This window comes from Bradyrhizobium sp. CCGB20, from assembly GCF_024199855.1.
Taxonomy (GTDB): Bacteria; Pseudomonadota; Alphaproteobacteria; order Rhizobiales; family Xanthobacteraceae; genus Bradyrhizobium.
In genome coordinates, this window is record NZ_JANADN010000001.1 from 3,729,521 (window position 1) to 3,747,040 (window position 17,520).

18 protein-coding genes are annotated in these 17,520 nt (G+C 61.8%); 15 read left to right on the forward strand and 3 right to left on the reverse strand.

The genetic code is table 11. From position 1 onward, the window contains the following. Window positions 1-65 precede the first annotated feature (65 nt). The gene (locus NLM15_RS16945; RefSeq protein WP_254118195.1) at window positions 66-593 is read left to right on the forward strand and encodes a hypothetical protein; all 528 of its coding nucleotides are present in this window, start codon (window positions 66-68) and stop codon (window positions 591-593) included. 101 nt (window positions 594-694) lie between these two features. On the opposite strand, the gene NLM15_RS16950 is transcribed toward NLM15_RS16945, so the two are convergent. Further along, a complete protein-coding gene (locus tag NLM15_RS16950; RefSeq protein WP_254118196.1) occupies window positions 695-865 on the reverse strand; it encodes a hypothetical protein in 171 nt (56 codons plus the stop codon). 101 nt (window positions 866-966) lie between these two features. On the opposite strand from NLM15_RS16950, the gene NLM15_RS16955 reads away from it, so the two are divergent. Beyond that, on the forward strand, window positions 967-1,446 hold the full coding sequence (locus tag NLM15_RS16955) for a Crp/Fnr family transcriptional regulator (RefSeq protein WP_254118197.1): 480 nt from the start codon (window positions 967-969) through the stop codon (window positions 1,444-1,446). Window positions 1,447-2,432: 986 nt separating this feature from the next. On the opposite strand, the gene NLM15_RS16960 is transcribed toward NLM15_RS16955, so the two are convergent. After that, complete coding sequence (locus NLM15_RS16960; RefSeq protein ID WP_254118198.1) at window positions 2,433-3,164, reverse strand: IclR family transcriptional regulator; 732 nt, start codon at window positions 3,162-3,164, stop codon at window positions 2,433-2,435. 236 nt (window positions 3,165-3,400) lie between these two features. On the opposite strand from NLM15_RS16960, the gene NLM15_RS16965 reads away from it, so the two are divergent. The 7 genes from NLM15_RS16965 to solA all read left to right on the forward strand — a co-directional run bounded on the left by NLM15_RS16965 (window position 3,401) and on the right by solA (window position 10,540). Then, window positions 3,401-4,231, forward strand: coding sequence for a transporter substrate-binding domain-containing protein (locus tag NLM15_RS16965; protein ID WP_254118199.1), 831 nt, complete (start codon window positions 3,401-3,403; stop codon window positions 4,229-4,231). Between the two features lie 20 nt (window positions 4,232-4,251). After that, complete coding sequence (locus NLM15_RS16970) at window positions 4,252-4,968, forward strand: amino acid ABC transporter permease (RefSeq protein ID WP_254118200.1); 717 nt, start codon at window positions 4,252-4,254, stop codon at window positions 4,966-4,968. Continuing rightward, window positions 4,968-5,783 (forward strand): amino acid ABC transporter permease, encoded by an 816-nt coding sequence (locus tag NLM15_RS16975; protein ID WP_254118201.1) that lies wholly within the window; start codon window positions 4,968-4,970, stop codon window positions 5,781-5,783. The genes NLM15_RS16970 and NLM15_RS16975 overlap by 1 nt, the downstream gene beginning before the upstream one ends. Continuing rightward, window positions 5,780-6,526: an amino acid ABC transporter ATP-binding protein gene (locus tag NLM15_RS16980; RefSeq protein ID WP_309143600.1), complete on the forward strand. Its 747-nt coding sequence runs from the start codon at window positions 5,780-5,782 to the stop codon at window positions 6,524-6,526. Before NLM15_RS16975 ends, NLM15_RS16980 begins: the two co-directional genes overlap by 4 nt. Before the next feature lie 52 nt (window positions 6,527-6,578). Beyond that, complete coding sequence (locus NLM15_RS16985) at window positions 6,579-7,895, forward strand: FAD-binding oxidoreductase (RefSeq protein ID WP_254118202.1); 1,317 nt, start codon at window positions 6,579-6,581, stop codon at window positions 7,893-7,895. Window positions 7,896-7,973: 78 nt separating this feature from the next. After that, entirely contained in the window at window positions 7,974-9,290 is a 1,317-nt protein-coding gene (locus tag NLM15_RS16990; protein ID WP_254118203.1) for an FAD-binding oxidoreductase, read from the forward strand. A gap of 83 nt (window positions 9,291-9,373) precedes the next feature. Continuing rightward, window positions 9,374-10,540, forward strand: coding sequence for an N-methyl-L-tryptophan oxidase (solA, locus tag NLM15_RS16995; protein WP_254118204.1), 1,167 nt, complete (start codon window positions 9,374-9,376; stop codon window positions 10,538-10,540). A 583-nt stretch (window positions 10,541-11,123) separates the two neighbouring features. Here the strand turns inward: solA and NLM15_RS17000 are convergent. Continuing rightward, entirely contained in the window at window positions 11,124-11,909 is a 786-nt protein-coding gene (locus NLM15_RS17000; RefSeq protein ID WP_254118206.1) for a DeoR/GlpR family DNA-binding transcription regulator, read from the reverse strand. Window positions 11,910-12,162: 253 nt separating this feature from the next. On the opposite strand from NLM15_RS17000, the gene NLM15_RS17005 reads away from it, so the two are divergent. The 6 genes from NLM15_RS17005 to NLM15_RS17030 are packed head-to-tail and all read left to right on the forward strand — an operon-like array spanning window position 12,163 to window position 17,484. Then, entirely contained in the window at window positions 12,163-13,179 is a 1,017-nt protein-coding gene (locus tag NLM15_RS17005) for an ABC transporter ATP-binding protein (protein WP_254118208.1), read from the forward strand. A gap of 57 nt (window positions 13,180-13,236) precedes the next feature. After that, window positions 13,237-14,493 carry an ABC transporter substrate-binding protein gene (locus NLM15_RS17010; protein ID WP_254124266.1) on the forward strand — a complete coding sequence of 419 codons (1,257 nt, stop codon included), beginning with the start codon at window positions 13,237-13,239 and terminating at the stop codon, window positions 14,491-14,493. A gap of 46 nt (window positions 14,494-14,539) precedes the next feature. Beyond that, the gene (locus NLM15_RS17015; RefSeq protein WP_254118209.1) at window positions 14,540-15,460 is read left to right on the forward strand and encodes a carbohydrate ABC transporter permease; all 921 of its coding nucleotides are present in this window, start codon (window positions 14,540-14,542) and stop codon (window positions 15,458-15,460) included. Continuing rightward, a complete protein-coding gene (locus NLM15_RS17020; protein WP_254118211.1) occupies window positions 15,457-16,266 on the forward strand; it encodes a carbohydrate ABC transporter permease in 810 nt (269 codons plus the stop codon). Before NLM15_RS17015 ends, NLM15_RS17020 begins: the two co-directional genes overlap by 4 nt. Next, entirely contained in the window at window positions 16,155-17,105 is a 951-nt protein-coding gene (locus tag NLM15_RS17025; RefSeq protein WP_254118213.1) for an endonuclease/exonuclease/phosphatase family protein, read from the forward strand. Before NLM15_RS17020 ends, NLM15_RS17025 begins: the two co-directional genes overlap by 112 nt. 1 nt (window position 17,106) lies before the next feature. After that, on the forward strand, window positions 17,107-17,484 hold the full coding sequence (locus tag NLM15_RS17030) for an NUDIX hydrolase (RefSeq protein ID WP_254118215.1): 378 nt from the start codon (window positions 17,107-17,109) through the stop codon (window positions 17,482-17,484). Window positions 17,485-17,520 lie beyond the last annotated feature (36 nt).

The following is a 17,520-nucleotide window of genomic DNA, read 5'->3' on the forward strand; positions in this document are numbered from 1 at the left end:
AGCCCGATCTTTGCACAGAAACACCCATCTAACAATGAGGGGTGGCAGGGGAAGGACCAAAGGGGATGCACCGGCTGATCGGCACCACGAGAGTTTCGTTCCCGGCGCGAGCGCACCGAAAGATGCTGGCGGCAAGCTTGGGGCTTGGGCTGTTCCTACCCAGTGTGTGCTGTGCGGGCGTTCTGTCCGAGAGCGATTTCAGGCAGGCGGAGAGCCTTAGGCCGCTATTTGCCAACCTCATGAACGACCTTGTCGCAACCGCAAAGCGCCCCGATGTTTCCAGCGGCGACGCCGACTGTGTCAACTCGACTATCCGGGAACTTCTTCAGATCTCCGACGAGCTAGCGAGCTACGAGTATCTGATCACGATGGAGAAAGATCTGACGGACTTTGGCGACAAAAGTCCGATGCGGGACATCGTCAAGTTTGCCGTCGACAAGAGCAGCACGATCCTGATCAGCGAAAGGAAACGGTTGGTTCAGATATCCGAGCGGTGCACCAAATATCCGTTGGGGCAAGGCAAGATTGAGCAGGCCGTAACCATCATCGATACGACGACTGGCATATTGGCTTCCATTCGAGCTCGCCTTTGACCCGGGCGAAAAAAGCCGCCGCGCAGTAAGCGATCTCCGCGTCCGGAGGTAACTGCGAAGGATCACTTGCAGATCCTGATGGACGACGGAGCGCGCCCAGATCAGCCAGTGAGTAGCCGAGCACCATCGAGAAACACCTTGGTGGCGCCTTTTTTGTAAGCCGGCGGCGCCAGGCTTCCGGCGATGTAGGCGCTGACTGTCTTTCGTTCGACACCAAGTTGCCGGGCGCGGGCGCTGAGCGGCAGACCTTGGCGACACAACTCCAGGATCATGACAAGTTCCCCAAGTGTGATCACCGCGCCTTCCTGCCTGCGGCAGCAGCGTCAACGTCTCGGCGGCTTGTCACCGCCGGGAGCGGGAGTATATTTTCTCGATGGCTGTCAGCTCGCCCGATCTGAAAGCGTTTTTGCTTGCCACACCTTTCTTCGGTGGACTCTCAGACGCGAGCTGCGATCTCTTGGTCTCAATGCTGGTCGAGCGCCGCTTCGGCGCCGGTGACACTGTCGTGGCGGAAGGAGAACCCGGCCGCTCAATGTTCGTTGTTCACTCCGGAGAACTCGTGGTGAGCAAGCTCGGGGGCTCGGGGCGCATAATTCGCATGGCGAGTCTTGGGCCTGGTGACTTCTTTGGCGAGATGACGCTTATCGAGATGCAGAACCGATCAGCGACCATCGTCGCGCAGAGTCCAACCCTGCTATACGAGCTGACGGCTAGACAACTCTACGCGTACTACAAGGCCGACATCTACGCGTACGTGATGGTGATGCAGAATATCAACCGCGAGCTTTGCCGGCGGCTCCGCCGCGCCGACAATCGCATCGCGGAGCTACAAATGCTTCACGCGAGTCAATGACGAAGTGGCGTTATATCCGCTTTCGGTACGCACGGGACATCGCGTGCGAAAAGGCAGCCAGCGCCTATTGCGTACGGCGGACGAAGCAGGCCACCCCGCAGTATTAATTTGCATTGCCAGGCCGCCATTCGCGGAGGGCTCGGCAATCAGGAGCGGCTCGTCATCATTGAGCGCCGAATATGTCGGCTCGATATAGGCCAACCGGGAAATGCAGGCGCACACTAACAGGATTTTTCGAGCGTTCGTCGAACCGTGCGCATCGCTTCAACCTGTCGGCGCCGCCGGCTGAGTTTGCGACGGTATATTGATGCTGCTTCCCTTTTAGGTCAGGGGACCTGCGGTTTCCTGTTAAGGCTCGCCACAGGCAAGGCGCTGCGGCCCCGAGATGACTCGTCGTTGGCCGGCAGCGAAAGCTACAGGCCAACGTGGAGTTGCTTCATGCTCGGTTGACGAGATGAACGTAAGCGCGCCTGGGATGCCGCTTTATCATCACTATGCTTTTGAAGCTCGTTGCATGAATTGTCGAGCCGCCCAATTGAAGGTCCGTTCAATGTGAGCCGGCTGCTGACCATCTGTTGATGCGTTGGAGGAACTGAGCCGCGGCGGGATGAAGCTTCTTCCAGGAGCGGCATTTGTGATCGGCATTGCTCTCTCTTGGTGGCCGCCATCCTCGTCGGCTCGGCCGGCAGCCGGGTCAGACTAGCCTGTGTCGTGCCGAACCGCGTGGTCAGTCTCCGGACTGCGGCCGCGGCTGGCGAATGGAAGCGAGCGCGCGCCGCGCACGAGAGGCTCTATCCGCTTGTGGTCGCGATCGACCGCGATGCGCCCGGAGGGCGGGCAATCGTGCGGCTCAACGCAAGCCTGAAGCTACTCGGGTTTCTCCCATGCGAGGTGGCGCGGCCGCCGCAGGCGCCGAACGAGTTGCGGTGCGGCTCGCTGGTGCGCTCTAAGCTAAGCGAGGCTCGTTAAGCCACTGCCCCTCCGTCCTACTGACCGACGATGGCGTTGATCTCCTCCTCGAGCAGAGCGCCATAGCGTTCGATGACGCCGGGCCCGACCTTGGCGCAGAGCAGCGTGAAGCTGAGCGCTGCGCCCGGCTTTTCTCCCGGCGTCATGATCGGCATGCCCACGCCGGCAATGCCTGGAATGAGCTCGCCCATATCCACTGCGTAGCCCCGCCGGCGGGTATCGGCGATCAACCTCCGAACCTTGTCCTCGGTGAGGTTGCGATAGGACGCATAGCGCCCGAGATTGGCGCGGATGATGTACTCCTGCTCGTCATCATCGAGGAACGCGAGCATCGCGATCGAGCCAGGGCCGACGCCGAGGGGCACGAAGCCGCCGACCGATCCCGTCAGCGTCGGCACGATGCATTCGCCGTCGCGCCGGTCGAGACAGACTGAATCGTGGTTGAAGCGGGCCATCAGGTGGGTCGTGTCGCCGGTGCGGCGCCTGAGCCGGGTGAGCGCGACCTCGCAGCGGCTGATGATGCCGGGGCCACGGGCCGCGCGGACGCCGTAGATCGCCATGCGTGCACCCAGCCGATAGCGACGTTTCCTGTTGTCGCGGGCGAGCAGCTTGTGGCCGACCAGCGTGTTGAGGATGCGGTGACAGGTGGCGGTGTTGAGCCCGGAGCGGGCCGCCAATTCCTTGAGCGGTAGCCCATCGACGCCGCCATCGGCGACGAGATCCAGCAGGACGACGGTACGGTCGAGCAACTGGGCTCCACCGGATGGCGGTTGGACGATCACGGCGCAAATTCTCACATTATGAAAAAAGTGCTGTCGGCAACTTGTACAATGAGAAGGATGTGGCTCCAATGATGAAAATTAGGTCGCTCAAGAGGGATGCATATTCTTTGAGCGATCTGATTTCTGCAGGTGCACAGGGCTAATGGCTGACGCGGCGCCGAGGCAACGGCGCCGGAAGGCCGTGATTTATCCAGAGGAACAGGATGACACGCTTCAAAAGGATGATGGGCGTTTCCGCTCTCGCGCTCGCCGCTGTCTTTGCGGGTGGCGCCGCCGTGGCGGGCACGCTCGAGAACGTCAAGGCACGCGGCAAGCTGATCGTCGGCGTGAAGAACGACTACGTGCCCTACGGCTATTTGAACGACAAAAGTGAAGTCGTCGGCTTCGAGGTCTCGCTGGCGAAGTATGTAGCCAAGGAGCTTCTCGGCTCCGAGGACAAGATCGAACTCGTGCCGGTCATCGCTGCCAATCGCATCGATTTCCTGACCGCAGGCCGCATCGATGCGATCTTCGCCACACTCGGCGTCACGGCCGAGCGCGCCAAGGTCATCGACTTCACGACGGAATACGTTTCCGCCGCCGGCCCATCAGTGCTGATGGCCAAGGAAGCGACGATCTCAAAATGGGAAGAACTGAAGGGCAAGTCGATCTGCGGAATCCAGGGCTCCTACTACAACAAGAAGATGACCGAGGAGTTCGGCATCACGCTCGTCGCCTTCAAGACGCAGCCGGAAGCTTATCGCGCGCTGAAGGATAATCGCTGCATCGGCTTCGTCTTCGACGACATGACGCTTCAGCAGAAACTCAAGGAGCCCGAATGGGCGAACTACAAGGTCGCCGTTGCCCCCTATGAATTCCAGCCGATGGCCGGCGGCGTCCGCAAGGACGACGCGGAGTTCCGCCAGGCCGTCGACAAGGCCATCGGGAAGGCCGAGGCCGAAGGCAAGCTGATTGCGTGGGAAACCGAGTTCGGCATGCCGCACTCCGACTACATCGCTGCGCGGGCAAAGGCTGCGTCTGCGAAGAAGAACTGACGGACACGGAGCAGCAGCCCTTGTTAGGTCTCGACTATTCCTGGCTCGCGGATCCAGCGTACCAGCGATGGCTGCTCATCGGTGTCGTCAACACGCTGAAGCTGGCGGCGCTCTCGTCGAGTGCCGCCATCCTCATCGGCATGCTGGGGGCCCTCGGCCTCACGCTGCGGATATTCTGGCTCGATGCCTTGATCGAGCTGTTCGTCGAGGTGTTCCGCAACACGCCGCCGCTGTTGCAGATGCTGTTTGCCTATTTCACCCTCTCGACCCTCGGCCTCAAGGTGACCGATCCTTCAACCGGGCTGTCGGTGCCGCTGCTCAGTGCCTTCGCCTGCGCTGCGATTTCGCTCAGTCTCTTCGGCGGGGCGCTGGCCATAGAAACCTTTCGCTCGGGGATCGAAACCATGCCGCGCTCGATCGTCGATGCGGCGCGCTCACTCGGGTATGGCCGATGGGCCCGGTTCTGGCGCATCGAGGCACCGATCGCGACCCGCATCTGCCTGCCGGGACTGACGAACATCCTGACCAACCTCTTCAAGACGACGTCGCAGGCGTCCGTCATCACCGTGCCGGAGCTCATGTACTACGCCGGGCAGATTTACAACGACACGTTTCGTACGCTGGAAGTGATGATCCTCGTGCTCCTCATCTACGTGACGCTGGTGTCCATTCTGACATTCGCGATGGCAAGGCTCGAAGCCTTCATGGCCTTCCCTGGTTATGGAAGGGGGCATTGATGACAGGTTTGGTGCTCCACTACGAGGACAAGAAGCGCGCTGTTCAGTTGCTGATCGCCCTTGGTGTGGTGGTCTGGATTGGTGTCGATGCCGCGACGGGCGGCTCGGCGTACTGGACCCGAGTGATGGTGCGGCTTCCCGTGCTTCTGACCGGCTCCGCAACCGGTTGGCCGGTCACCGGCGGTTTCATCCTCAATATTCTTCTTTCCGTTGCGTCGATGGTTCTGGCGACGGCGCTTGGCACAGTTATGGGGCTTGGGACGCTCGCGCGGTTCGAACCGATCCGGATCGTTTCGCTCCTGTTGGTGAACTTCCTGCGCAATTCACCCTGGCTCGTTCTGCTCTTCGCTACGCTCTATTTCCTGCCCTTCGAGATGCGCATCTTCGGCGCGATCGTTCCGTTCCCGCCATTCGTGAAAGCCGTGATTGGCCTTGCGCTGCCGACGGCGGCGAATTTCTCCGAGGTCATCCGCGGCGCGGTCCAGTCCATTCACAGCGGCCAGTGGGAGGCGGCCCGCTCGCTCGGCTACACCACCGGCCAGATCTACCGCCACGTGATCATGCCGCAGGCCATGCGGCGCATGATTCCGGGCTGGATGAATCTCTACGCGCTGCTCATGATCGCGACCGCGCTCGCCACGGTCACCGGCATCCAGGACGTGCTGACGATTCTGAACACTTTGCTGGCCACGGAGAACGAGCGCGTGATCGTCTACTTCTATCTGACCGTCCTCTTCCTGTTCATCGCCTACTGCTATCCGATCGCGGCCCTGGCGCGCCGGCGGGAACGTGCCGTGAAGGGAGACAACCTGTGAGCCGCATCGAGGCGCTGATCGAGCTCGACAACGTCCGCAAGTCCTTCGGCGACTTCCAGGTCCTCAAGGGCATTTCGATGTTCGTGCAGAAGGGGGAGGCCGTCTGCATCATCGGCCCCTCCGGATCGGGCAAGTCCACCATCCTGCGCTGCATTAATGGCCTGTTTCCCATCGACGAAGGCTTTATTCGCGTCGGTGCGCATCGCGTGCACGAAATGAAGTCGGAAAAGGCGATGCGGCCGTTGCGCCATCAGGTGGCGATGGTGTTCCAGCAGTACAACCTGTTTCCGCATCGCACAGCACTGCAAAACATCATGATGGCGCCCGTCCAGGTTCTCGGACACGACCGCGCCGAAGTCGAGGAGCGCGCCCGCAAGCTCCTGAAGAAGGTGCGTCTCGCCGAGAAGGCGGACAGCTATCCGGGGCAGCTCTCCGGCGGGCAGCAGCAGCGCGTGGCGATCGCCCGCGCGCTCGCGATGCAGCCGGAGGTCATCCTGTTCGACGAGGTGACGGCGGCGCTCGATCCTGAAACTGTGAAGGACGTGCTCTTTGCCATCCGCGAGCTGGTGGAGGAAGGTCTCACCTGCATTCTCGTGACGCACGAGATGAAGTTCGCCCGGGAGGTCTCGCAGCGCGTCTGCTTCACCGATCATGGCCTGATCGTGGAGAGTGCGCCGCCTGCAGAACTCTTCGATAATCCGCAAGATCCGCGCACGCGCGAATTCCTCGGTCAGGTTCTCTGATCGCGCCGTCTCACGTTCAAAGAAAAGACAAGCCGGAAAGGCTCGATCCATCATGCCGCGCTTTGACGATATCTATGCCAAGGACTTCAAGGAGACGCCCTATTGGTGGGAGGCTGCCGAACCGGAAACCGATCTCGATCCCTTGCCGGAACGCGCCGACGTCGTGGTCATTGGCTCGGGCTATGCGGGGCTGAATGCGGCGACCCATCTGGCGCGCGCCGGGCGTTCGGTCGTCGTCATCGACGGCGACCGGATCGGAGAGGGAGCCTCGACGCGGTCGGGCGGCATGGTGTCGAGCGGCCAGAAGCTGGTCGTTGGCGGCGCGATCAAGGGGATCGATCCGGCGCTGTTCTCGCGCCTGATCGGCGAAAGCAACGAGAGCTTCGATTATCTGAAGATGTTGGTCGAGACCGAGAAGCTTGACGCCGGGCTCGCGCTCACGGGCCGCTTTTTCGGCGCTCACGCGGCGGGCAACTACGAAACCCTGAAGCGACACGGCGCGCTGCTGGCGGAGAAAACCGGCGTCACCGTGCGCTTTCTGGATCGGGCGCAGCAGCGGGCCGCGATCGGTTCGGACTATTATCATGGCGGCATGGTGATCGACCAATATGGCGGTCTGCACCCGGGCAAGTATCACAAGGCGCTGCGCGACCGTGCGCGCACCGCCGGTGTCATGCTGCGTTCGCATGCGCGCGCGGGTATGGTGCAGGATGGCGCGGGTGGCGAGAAGATCGTGCCGACCGCGCGGGGCAGCATCCGGGCCGCGCACGTCGTCGCAGCCACCAACGGCTACACCGCCGCCGATGCGACGCCGGGGCTCGCCAGCCGCATCGTGCCGGTGAAGAGCTATCAGATTGCCACCGAGCCGCTGCCGGCTGATCTGCTCGCCGAGCTCATTCCGCAGGCCCGCATGGTGTCGGACACGCGCCGCGACCTGATCTACACAAGGCCGTCACCCGACGGGACGCGACTTCTGTTCGGTTCGCGCCCGGGCATCTTCGACATGCCGGATAAGCTTGCCGCCAAGCGGCTCTATGCGCGCATGCTGACGATCTGGCCTCAGCTTGCAGGTGTGAAGATCACCCATGCCTGGAGCGGGCGTGTGGCGATGACGGTCGACAAGCTTGCCCATCTCGGTGCCCGCGACGGCACGGACTTCGCAGCCGGCTGCAACGGCAACGGCGTCGCGCTGATGACGTATCTCGGCTACCAGACGGCGCGGAAGATTCTCGGCGAGCAGAACATGCCGTCTGCCTTTGATCGGGACGAATTCACCGCTGTGCCGTTCTATGCCGGCAAGCCGTGGTTCGTGCCGCTTTTTGCCGGCTGGTATCGCCTGCGCGATTTCCTCGACCGCCCGGGGCGCTGACATGGATGGCCGGTTTCCGGGCAGCAAGGCGCACATGATTCGCTTCGCCTTCCATCTGCTCCTTTGCAGGAGGACAATTTGTCCCGAATAATTCCCGACTTCGTTGTCACCCCGCAAGAGCTGCCCGCGAAGGTGGACGTCGTCGTCATCGGCGGCGGCATCATCGGCGTCTCGACGGCGCTCTCGCTGGCCGAGCGCGGCGTCAGCGTGGCCTTGTGCGAAAAGGGGTTGATCGGAGCGGAGCAGTCGTCGCGAAACTGGGGCTGGGTCCGCCAGATGGGGCGCGATCCGGCCGAGTTGCCGCTTGCCATGGAAAGTCTCCGGCTCTGGCGTGGCATGAACGCGCGCATCGCCGGCGAAACGGGCTTTCGACAGACGGGCATCGCGTACCTCTGCGACACCGATGCCGACGTCGCGATGTATGAGGAGTGGCTGGAGCATGCCGCCCCGTTGGGTCTGGATTCCCGCCTCGTCAGCGGCGAGGTGCTGAAGACGCTCATTCCCGGAGCGGCGAAGCCGTTCCGCGCCGCGTTGCACACGCCGAGCGACGGCAAGGCCGAGCCCTTTATCGCAGTCCCGGCGATGGCGCGGGCCGCGGCCGCCACAGGCGCGCACATCCTCACCAATTGCGCGGTCCGCTCCATCGAGCGATCGGCCGGCCGGGTGAGCGGCTGCGTGACCGAGCGCGGTGAGATCCGCTGCTCCTCCGTGGTTCTGGCGGGGGGAGCCTGGTCGCGGCTGTTCGCTGGCAACATGGGCATCGATCTGCCGGTCCTGAAGATCCTCGGCAGCGTCGTCCGCCTGTCCTCGGTCGACGGCGTTCCGGATTTCGCAGTTGGCGCGGGCAACTTCGCTTTCCGTCGCCGTCTGGACGGCGGGTTCACCGTCGCCCAGCGCAACGCAAATATTGCGCCAATCACGCCGGACAGCTTCCGTTTGTTCTGCGACTATACGCCGACGCTCATCAAGAGCTGGAATGAGCTGACGCTTCGCATCGGCGGTCAGTTTCTTCGCGAGCTGTCGATGGCGCGAAGCTGGCGGAGCGACGAAGTTACGCCTTTCGAACAGGTCCGCATTCTCGATCCCGATCCGTCGTGGCGCTTCGTTCAAGGGGGCGTTCGCCATCTGCGCGAGGCGTTCCCGGTATTCGGCGACGCCAAGATCACAAAGATGTGGGCCGGCTTGATGGACGTTACGCCGGATGCCGTTCCGGTCATTGCGCCGGTCGGCTCCATTCCCGGCTTCTATCTCGCAACAGGTTTTTCCGGTCACGGTTTCGGTATCGGCCCGGGCGCCGGCGCGTTGATGGCCGATTTGGTGACCGGATCGAAAGCTTGTGTCGATCCGGCTCCGTTCCGGATGGAGCGATTCAAGCGGTTGAAAAAGGTCGCCTGATTTGAGCCCTCGTCTCCGTCGATCGCGGATCGCGACGCCTCTACAATGGTCAATACTTCAGACTCGAACCCGGAGAGCACGCCATGACCGAGCAAGCAGATTTCGTTGTCGTAGGCCTTGGCGCGATGGGCAGTGCAATCCTTTACCAATTGGCCAAGCGCGGCGTGCATGCGATCGGAATCGATCGTTTCGCGCCCCCACACCGTATGGGGTCGAGCCACGGCGAAACCCGTATCACGCGGCAGGCGGTCGGTGAGGGGGGCGTCTACGCTCCACTCGTCCTCAACTCCCATCGGATCTGGCGCGAGCTCGAAGCAGATACCGGAGAGAGGCTGCTGAATGATTGTGGCGTTCTGGTCATGGGGCCCGGCACGGGACCGACCTCGCACCATGGCAAACCGGACTTCGTCGCGCGCTCGGTCGAGGTCGCTCGCGAGTTCGGCATCGAGCACGAAATTCTCGACGGTACGGAAGTTGCCCGCAGATTCCCGCAATTCCTGGGCCTCGCAGGAAACGAGAAGGCTTACTATGAACCTGGCGGCGGATATGTTTTTCCCGAGCGCTGCATCTCGGCGCAACTGAGCCGCGCCTCGCAGCTCGGCGCACAAATCCGGACCGGCGTTGAGGTTCATTCAGTCGACCAGCACGGCATGGTTCGTGTCGAGACCTCGAGCGGAACGATCGAGGCACGGCAGGCGGTGGTCACGGCCGGTGGCTGGACGGCGCCCCTGCTGGGAGCGCCGTTCGATCGCCTGCTGACCGTCAATCGTCAGGTTCTTCACTGGTACGAGCTTGATGATCTCGCAGCTTATGGGCCTGACGCGCCGGCGTTCATCTGGATGCATGGCGCGACCGACGTCGACTACCTCTATGGCTTTCCGCCGCTGCCAGGCGATCGCCGCATCAAGGTCGCGACCGAGCAATATGAGACGCGGACCACCGCTGACACCATCAACCGCGAGGTCGATCCGGAGGAGTCCGCCGAGATGTACCGAAGGCACGTGCACGCTCGGTTGGCGGGTGCAACGCCTCGTGTTGCCCAGGCAGCCGCCTGTCTCTACACCGTCACGCCCGATCGAGGTTTCATCATCGATCACCATCCCCGCCATGATCGCATTTTCGTGGTCTCGGCATGTTCCGGCCACGGTTTCAAGCACTCCGCCGGAATCGGTGATGTGGTTGCCGAACGATTGACCATGGGGCGCAACCATATCGATCTGACTTCGTTTGCGATCGCTCGTTTTGAGTAATTCCAGCCGCTCTCTCTCCTGGTTCGACCAGCGCTTCTGCGAAATGCGCTCGATCGACAAAAGGGCTCCGTCGGAAGCGGTACTGCGGGCTGCGCGAGCTGAAATCAAGATCAAGCTGTTGAATTTACAAAGATTCAAGTTTTCCGTCGCCCCCATGATAGACTGGAGCGAGAGTTTAGTTGTTTCAACTGGTTAGAGGGCTGCGTGCGCGCGACATGTGCACCGGGAAATCAAAAAAGATCTCGCGACAGCCAGCGTGAGCGGGGTTCTCTGAAGCGGTAGATCGGTCGCGGAAAGTGCCGATCCTCGCTGCGCATTCGCGTAGCTGCGCTTGTGACCTATTCGATCAAGGACGCGGCGCACTAGGATAGAGCAACTGACTCCCAATCAGCGGGCCCCAGGTTCGAGCCCTGGTGCGCCCACCATTTTAATCAAGCACCTAGCATCTAGCGTGGCGCGGTGGGGTGCCCTCATTTTGCAGGTCATTTTACAGTTTCGCTCGCGCTTCGGGCTTAAGCACTGCTGCTTCACCGAGCTGGATCTTGCGACCCGCGATATGCGCATCGAGGAATGCCTGCCGACGCTACTGGGCCACTCGGTCGGGGGCCGTTACGTGAATGCGATCGGCGTATCGGGCGGTGATCGGCTGGAAGGCTAGTGGCAATGGGCCATCGGTGAAGAAGTGATGGCAATCGTCGAGATGTCCGCCGCGCACCGTCGCGTTGCGGCCGAATTTGGTAATGTCGGCCACAAGCAAGGCGGTTCGCGAATTGGCAACAATGGCTTGCCGCGCCTCAACCTCGTCAGAGTGAAAATCGAGCAGCGTGCCGTCCTGGTCAACACCGCCGACCCCGAAGATGCCGTAGTCGGCGCGAAAGCCCGAGAAGAAACGGACGGCGGCTTCGCCGACGATATCGCGGTCGAGCGGGCGAAGCGTGCCGCCTGCGATCGAGATTTCCACATCGGGGTTTTGCGCGAACGCCGCGGCCACATTCAGATTGTTGGTGATGACACGCAAATCCTGGCGACGGGATAATGCCTGGGCAACGTATTCAGGCGTCGTGCCGAGGCCGATCATGATCGAGGCCCCGTCGGGGATGAATCTTGCGGTCGCATGCGCGATGCGACGTTTCGCATCGGCGTTCAGTCCCTGCCTGCTTCCATAAGCGAGATTCTGGTTCTGCACGGGCAGGCCGACGCCGCCGTGGATTCGCCGCAGCAGTCCCTGGTCGCACAGCGCATTCACGAGACGCCGAATGGTCTGCTGGGTCACGTCAAAGTGCTTCGCGAGGTGTTCGATCGAGGCGAACCCTTTCTCTCGCACAATCTCCAGAATGTGGGCCTGTCGTGCCGTGGGCGTTTTGAGCATGGGCTCTCCGTGCCGACCAAAGTATCATTTGAACGGTCGGGGCGCAATTTTCTGTTTCACATGACGTCACATTATGTTCATATGAACATTATAATCGCTGCGCCGATGAAGGTTGCGTGGCCATGGGAGGACGACGGATGGATCGGTCGGGATGCCGGGACCGACCTTGGGCCGCTCCGCGCGCACAAAACGCGCCGCGTTTGCGTGACGACTGCATTCCGCTGAAATCACCACTGCCGAAAGCGATGACATCATGTCTGCTATCGCGCTGAGCCACGTCTCCAAGTTCTGGGGGACGATGCGCGCCGTCGACGATATAAGTCTGACGGCGGAGGAAGGCTCGCTGCTGGTGCTGCTCGGACCTTCTGGTTGCGGCAAATCCACCACGCTTCGATTGATCGCGGGTCTTGAAGAGCCCGATGGCGGCACGATCACGATCGGCGGTATGGATGTAACGCGCCTCTCCCCAGCGCAGCGGAAGATTTCCATGGTCTTCCAGTCCTATGCGCTGTTTCCGCATTTGAGCGTGGCCGAGAATATCGTGTTCGGTCTGCGCGTGCGGCGCGTATCGCGCGCCGAGCGGGACGAACGGCTCCGTCGGGTGGCCGACATCGTTGGCCTTTCGCACCTCCTGGAACGCAAGCCCTCGCAACTGTCCGGCGGTCAGCGCCAGCGCGTGGCACTCGGCCGCGCCATCATCGCGGAGGCGCGGGTCTGCCTCATGGACGAGCCGCTTTCAAATCTGGACGCAAAGCTGCGGCACGAGATGCGCACCGAGATCCGCGCGCTGCAACAACGTCTCGGCATGACGATGGTTTACGTCACCCATGACCAGACAGAAGCCATGACGATGGCCGACCGTGTCGTGCTGATGCGTGACGGGCGCATCGAGCAGAACGGCTCACCGGAGGAGCTCTACAATCGTCCGGCCACGGCTTTCACGGCGCGGTTCATCGGGACACCACCGATGAATCTTCTGCGCCGGGGCGATCGCTTGATCGGCATCCGGCCGGAGCACATCCGCATCGTACAGGGTGGGGATCACGGTGCACGCGTCAAGGCCGTCGAGCATCTCGGTGCCGACAGCATCGTCCTGTGCGAGATCGACGGTCAGCCAATTTCGGTTCGATTGGATGGCTTTAGCAAGGTCCAGCCCGGCGAGGATATCAGGATCGCCTGGGATCCAGGTCACGAGCACCGGTTCGATCCTGGCTCGGAAACCCGGCTGGAAAACATCGTCCAAGAGGGCCTGCTGGCATCCAGCCAATAGCCACGGCGGCTGCAGAGCATAACGAGGGAGACTGACAAGATGTTTGCGCGACGAACAATGTTGATGGCGGCCACGTTTGCTGCGCTGTCCATGGGTGCCCGTCCGGCGGCCGCGGTGGATTTGACGATGTACTATCCGGTCGCGGTCGGAGGTCCCGTCACCAAGATCATCGACGACATGGTCTCCCGCTTCGAGAAGGAGAATGCGGACATCAAGGTCACGGCCGTCTACGCCGGCAATTACACGGACACGATGACCAAGGCAATGACGGCCATGAAGGGCGGCCAGCCGCCGCAACTGTCGGTGCTGCTGTCCACCGACGTCTTCACGCTGATGGACGAGAACGCGATCGTGCCGATCGACGGCCTCATCAGCGACAAGGCGTGGTTCAAGGAATTTTATCCGGCGTTCATGGCGAACGGGCAGATCGACGGCAAGACCTGGAGCATCCCGTTCCAGCGTTCCACCATCGTGCTGTACTGGAACAAGGACGCCTTCAAGGAGGCCGGTCTTGATCCCGAGAAGGCACCGGCGTCCTGGGACGAAATGGTGGAGATGTCGAAGAAGCTGATCAAAAAGGACGCCTCCGGCAACACCACGCGCTGGGGCGTCGAAATCCCCTCGACCGGCTATGGCTACTGGATGCTCCAGGCCCTCGCCATCGAAAACGGGCAGAAGATGATGAACGAGACGGGCAACGAGGTCTATCTGACAACGCCGAAGACGGTCGCGGCGCTCGACTATTGGGTCGACCTGTCGCGCAAGCACAATGTCGCGCCTGCCGGCAGCATCGACTGGGCCACGCTGCGCACCGACTTCCTCGAAGGCAAGACGGCGATGATGTGGCACACCACGGGTAACCTCACAGCCGTCAAGGACGCCGCAAAATTCCCGTTTGGCGTGGCTATGCTTCCGGCCAAGGAACGCCGGGGCTCGCCGACCGGCGGCGGCAGCTTCTATATCTTCAAGAGCGCGTCGCCCGAGCAGCAGAAGGCTGCCGTCAAGTTCATCCAGTGGATGACGGCGCCTGAGCGTGCGGCGGAATGGAGCATGAAGACCGGTTATGTCGCCGTGTCGCCGGCTGCCTACAAGACCAAGGCGATGGAGGAGTACGCCAAGGGCTTCCCGCAGGCGACCGTCGCGCGCGATCAGCTCGAGCACGCAGTGCCCGAGCTCTCGGTGCACGAGAATGGCCGCATCTACAAGTTCGTGAACGATGCGATCCAAGCCGCGATCACCAGCTCGCAGAAGCCGCAGGAGGCGCTGGCTTCCGCGCAAGCACAGGCTGACCGCGTGCTGCGCACCTACAAGTAAGGGGAACGGCAGGATGGCGGCTTGCCGCCATCCCGCCGGCTCAGGGATGTCAGAGATCGTCGCCACATCGAAGATCACTCCGCGCCGCGCTGGATCGCAGGCGTGGTGGAATGCGGTGAACGCCTGGCTGCTGCTGTTGCCGGCGGCGGTCCTGCTGGTCGGGTTCACCCATTATCCGATCCTGGCGACGATCCGGCACTCGCTGTTCGTCACCAAGCGGAATGGCACGGAAGCTTTCGTCGGCCTCGACAACTATCAGGCCATGGCGGCCGATCCGATCTTCTGGAAGGCGCTGGTCAACAATTTCTGGTTCGCGCTTGGCACCATCCCGACCTCGATTGCGCTCGCGCTTATCATGGCGATCTGGGTCAATCGCAACATGCGTGGCCGCGGCTTCCTGCGCCTGGCCTATTTCACGCCGACGGTGCTGCCGATGATCGCGGTCGCCAACATCTGGCTGTTCTTCTACACGCCGGATTACGGGTTGCTCGACCAATTGCGCAGCCTGTTCGGTCTCGGCGGCCGGAATTGGCTCGGCGATCCTTCGACCGTGATGGGCTGCCTGGTCGTGATGGTGATCTGGAAGGAAGCCGGCTTCTTCATGATCTTCTATCTCGCAGCCCTTCAGCAGCTCTCGCCCGATCTCGACGAGGCTGCCTCGATCGAGGGCGCGAGCCGCTGGTACATATTCCGCCGCATCACGTTCCCGCTGCTGATGCCGACCACGCTGTTCGTGGCGATCAACGCTGTCATCAACTCGTTCAAGCTGGTCGATCATCTCGTCATCATGACCAAGGGCGGCCCCAACAACGCCAGCACGCTGTTGCTTTACTACATCTATGAGGTCGCCTTCACGTTCCAGGATGCGTCCTACGCTGCGACGCTGACCGTGGTGCTTCTGATCCTGCTGAGCGCGGTTGCGCTTGTAAAATTCGGCTATCTCGATCGCAGGATCCACTATCAATGAGAGGCCGGACGCATCCCGTAGAGGCGGTTGCAGCCTGGCTTCTGGCCTTGGTCTGGCTCGCGCCGCTGGCCTATGCGTTCTGGAGCGCGCTGCATCCGGCCGCCTATGCGACGTCGTTCAGTCTGTCCGCGCCCTGGACGCTGGAGAATTTTGCGCGGGCCTGGAAGCAGGCGCCATTTGCCCGCTACTACCTCAATACGATCATCCTGGTAACCCTGGTCCTGGTCGGGCAGCTCATCCTGTCGACGCTGGCGGCCTACGCCTTTGCGCGCTTCAGGTTCAGGGGCAGCGGCGTCGCCTTTGCGCTCGTGCTGCTGCAATTGATGATCATGCCCGACGTGTTGATTGTCGAGAACTATCGGGCGATCGCCAAGCTCGGATTGCTGGACACCATCCCCGCGATCGCGCTGCCCTATCTTGCCAGCGCCTTCGGTATCTTCCTGCTGCGACAGACTTTTAAGAGCGTCCCGCAGGAGCTGGTTGAGGCCGCCCGCGTCGAAGGGGCGGGACCGCTTGGAATTTTGTGGCGGGTCTACGTCCCGCTGGCGCGTCCGACCTATGTGGCCTTTGGCCTCGTCTCGGTGAGCTACCACTGGAACAACTTTCTGTGGCCGCTGATCGTCACCAACTCGGTAGAGGCGCGACCACTCACCGTGGGGCTCGCGGTGTTCGGTGCACCCGAGACCGGCGTGGATTGGTCGGTCATCACGGCGGCAACGGTGATGACCATGGCGCCGCTCTTGATCGCGTTCCTGCTTTTCCAGCGACAGTTCGTCCAATCCTTCATGCGTGCAGGAATCCGTTGATGCGACTTCTCACCTGGAACATTCAGTGCGGCAAGGGCTGCGACGGTGTGACCGATCTCGTAAGGATCGTCGCCGTCGCAAGGGAAACCTTGGATGCGGACGTCTTCTGCTTCCAGGAGGTGAGCTCGAATTTCTCCAAGTACGACGGCGGCGGGGATCAGAGCGCAGAACTCGCGGCGCTGCTTCCGGGCTACACGCCGATATTCCGGCCGGCGATCGAAACCGTCGATCAAGCCGGTCAGTTGCATCGTTTCGGCAACATGACCCTGTCGCGCCTGCCGATCGTGCAGATCAACAATCACATCCTGCCGTGGCCGGGCGCGGGCAGCGTGCGCAGCATGCGGCGCAATGCGCTGGAGGTGACGGTCACGGCCGCCTTCGGCAATTTGCGCGTTGTCAACACCCATCTCGAATTTCATTCGGTCGCCCAACGCGAGGCGCAGATCATGCGCCTGCTGGACTTGCAAGAGGATGCTTCGACGAGCCCCAAGGCGCCTTCCGGGGAGCCCGACGAGCCCTACGAGAGCCAAACCGTCACAGCCGCGAGCCTGATGTGCGGCGATTTCAATTTTGACGTCAGCGATCCCCAGCACGCGCTGATCGACCGGTCGGGTCGGCCGGGCCTTAACTATCGCGACGCCTGGACTGCCGGTCAGCCGGATCGACCGCGCGCACCGACTTGCGGAATCTACGATCACGCACAATGGACCCAGGGCCCCGATTGCCGCGACTTCATTTTCGCGACAGAGGATCTGGTCGGCCGCATTGATCGCATCGAGGTCAACGGCAAGACCGATGCGTCCGATCATCAACCGGTCCTGATTGAGTTGGCTGACTGATATGACGAAGGCTTCAAAACTGGTCGCGGCGAAGAAGGGGCGGGTCCTGCTGGTCAGGCGACGGCGTGACAAGCTCTGGATGTTTCCGGGCGGCCGCAAGCAGGACGGGGAAAGCGAAAGGAAGTGCCTTCACCGTGAAATCCGGGAAGAACTGCCCAAGCTCAAGCTTGGGGCGGTAAAACTGTGGAAAGAGGTCAAGCGCAAGAACCGGAAAACCGGTCGAAGGATGAGCGACGCGATCTTCGTTGCAAAGAAGGCCTCCGGTCCATTGAAGATCGGTGACAAGAAGGAGATCGACAAGGTCGCCTGGCGAAAGCCGCGAGGGATCAGGCTTACGCCGACCTCGCGCTACATCCGGGATAAGCTGTTTCCAAAGTAGATCATATGCGATGCGGCGGAATCGATTTTAGCGCCG

What these genes read in the sequence shown, in the direction of transcription:
- NLM15_RS16965 (WP_254118199.1), top strand. Translation starts at nt 3,401, where the DNA reads ATGACACGCTTCAAAAGGATGATGGGCGTTTCCGCTCTCGCGCTCGCC.
- NLM15_RS16955 (WP_254118197.1), top strand. Translation starts at nt 967, where the DNA reads ATGGCTGTCAGCTCGCCCGATCTGAAAGCGTTTTTGCTTGCCACACCT.
- NLM15_RS16950 (WP_254118196.1), bottom strand. Translation starts at nt 865, where the DNA reads ATGATCCTGGAGTTGTGTCGCCAAGGTCTGCCGCTCAGCGCCCGCGCC.
- NLM15_RS17020 (WP_254118211.1), top strand. Translation starts at nt 15,457, where the DNA reads ATGAGAGGCCGGACGCATCCCGTAGAGGCGGTTGCAGCCTGGCTTCTG.
- NLM15_RS17030 (WP_254118215.1), top strand. Translation starts at nt 17,107, where the DNA reads ATGACGAAGGCTTCAAAACTGGTCGCGGCGAAGAAGGGGCGGGTCCTG.
- solA (WP_254118204.1), top strand. Translation starts at nt 9,374, where the DNA reads ATGACCGAGCAAGCAGATTTCGTTGTCGTAGGCCTTGGCGCGATGGGC.
- NLM15_RS17005 (WP_254118208.1), top strand. Translation starts at nt 12,163, where the DNA reads ATGTCTGCTATCGCGCTGAGCCACGTCTCCAAGTTCTGGGGGACGATG.
- NLM15_RS17015 (WP_254118209.1), top strand. Translation starts at nt 14,540, where the DNA reads ATGTCAGAGATCGTCGCCACATCGAAGATCACTCCGCGCCGCGCTGGA.
- NLM15_RS16985 (WP_254118202.1), top strand. Translation starts at nt 6,579, where the DNA reads ATGCCGCGCTTTGACGATATCTATGCCAAGGACTTCAAGGAGACGCCC.
- NLM15_RS16975 (WP_254118201.1), top strand. Translation starts at nt 4,968, where the DNA reads ATGACAGGTTTGGTGCTCCACTACGAGGACAAGAAGCGCGCTGTTCAG.
- NLM15_RS17010 (WP_254124266.1), top strand. Translation starts at nt 13,237, where the DNA reads ATGTTGATGGCGGCCACGTTTGCTGCGCTGTCCATGGGTGCCCGTCCG.
- NLM15_RS17000 (WP_254118206.1), bottom strand. Translation starts at nt 11,909, where the DNA reads ATGCTCAAAACGCCCACGGCACGACAGGCCCACATTCTGGAGATTGTG.
- NLM15_RS16945 (WP_254118195.1), top strand. Translation starts at nt 66, where the DNA reads ATGCACCGGCTGATCGGCACCACGAGAGTTTCGTTCCCGGCGCGAGCG.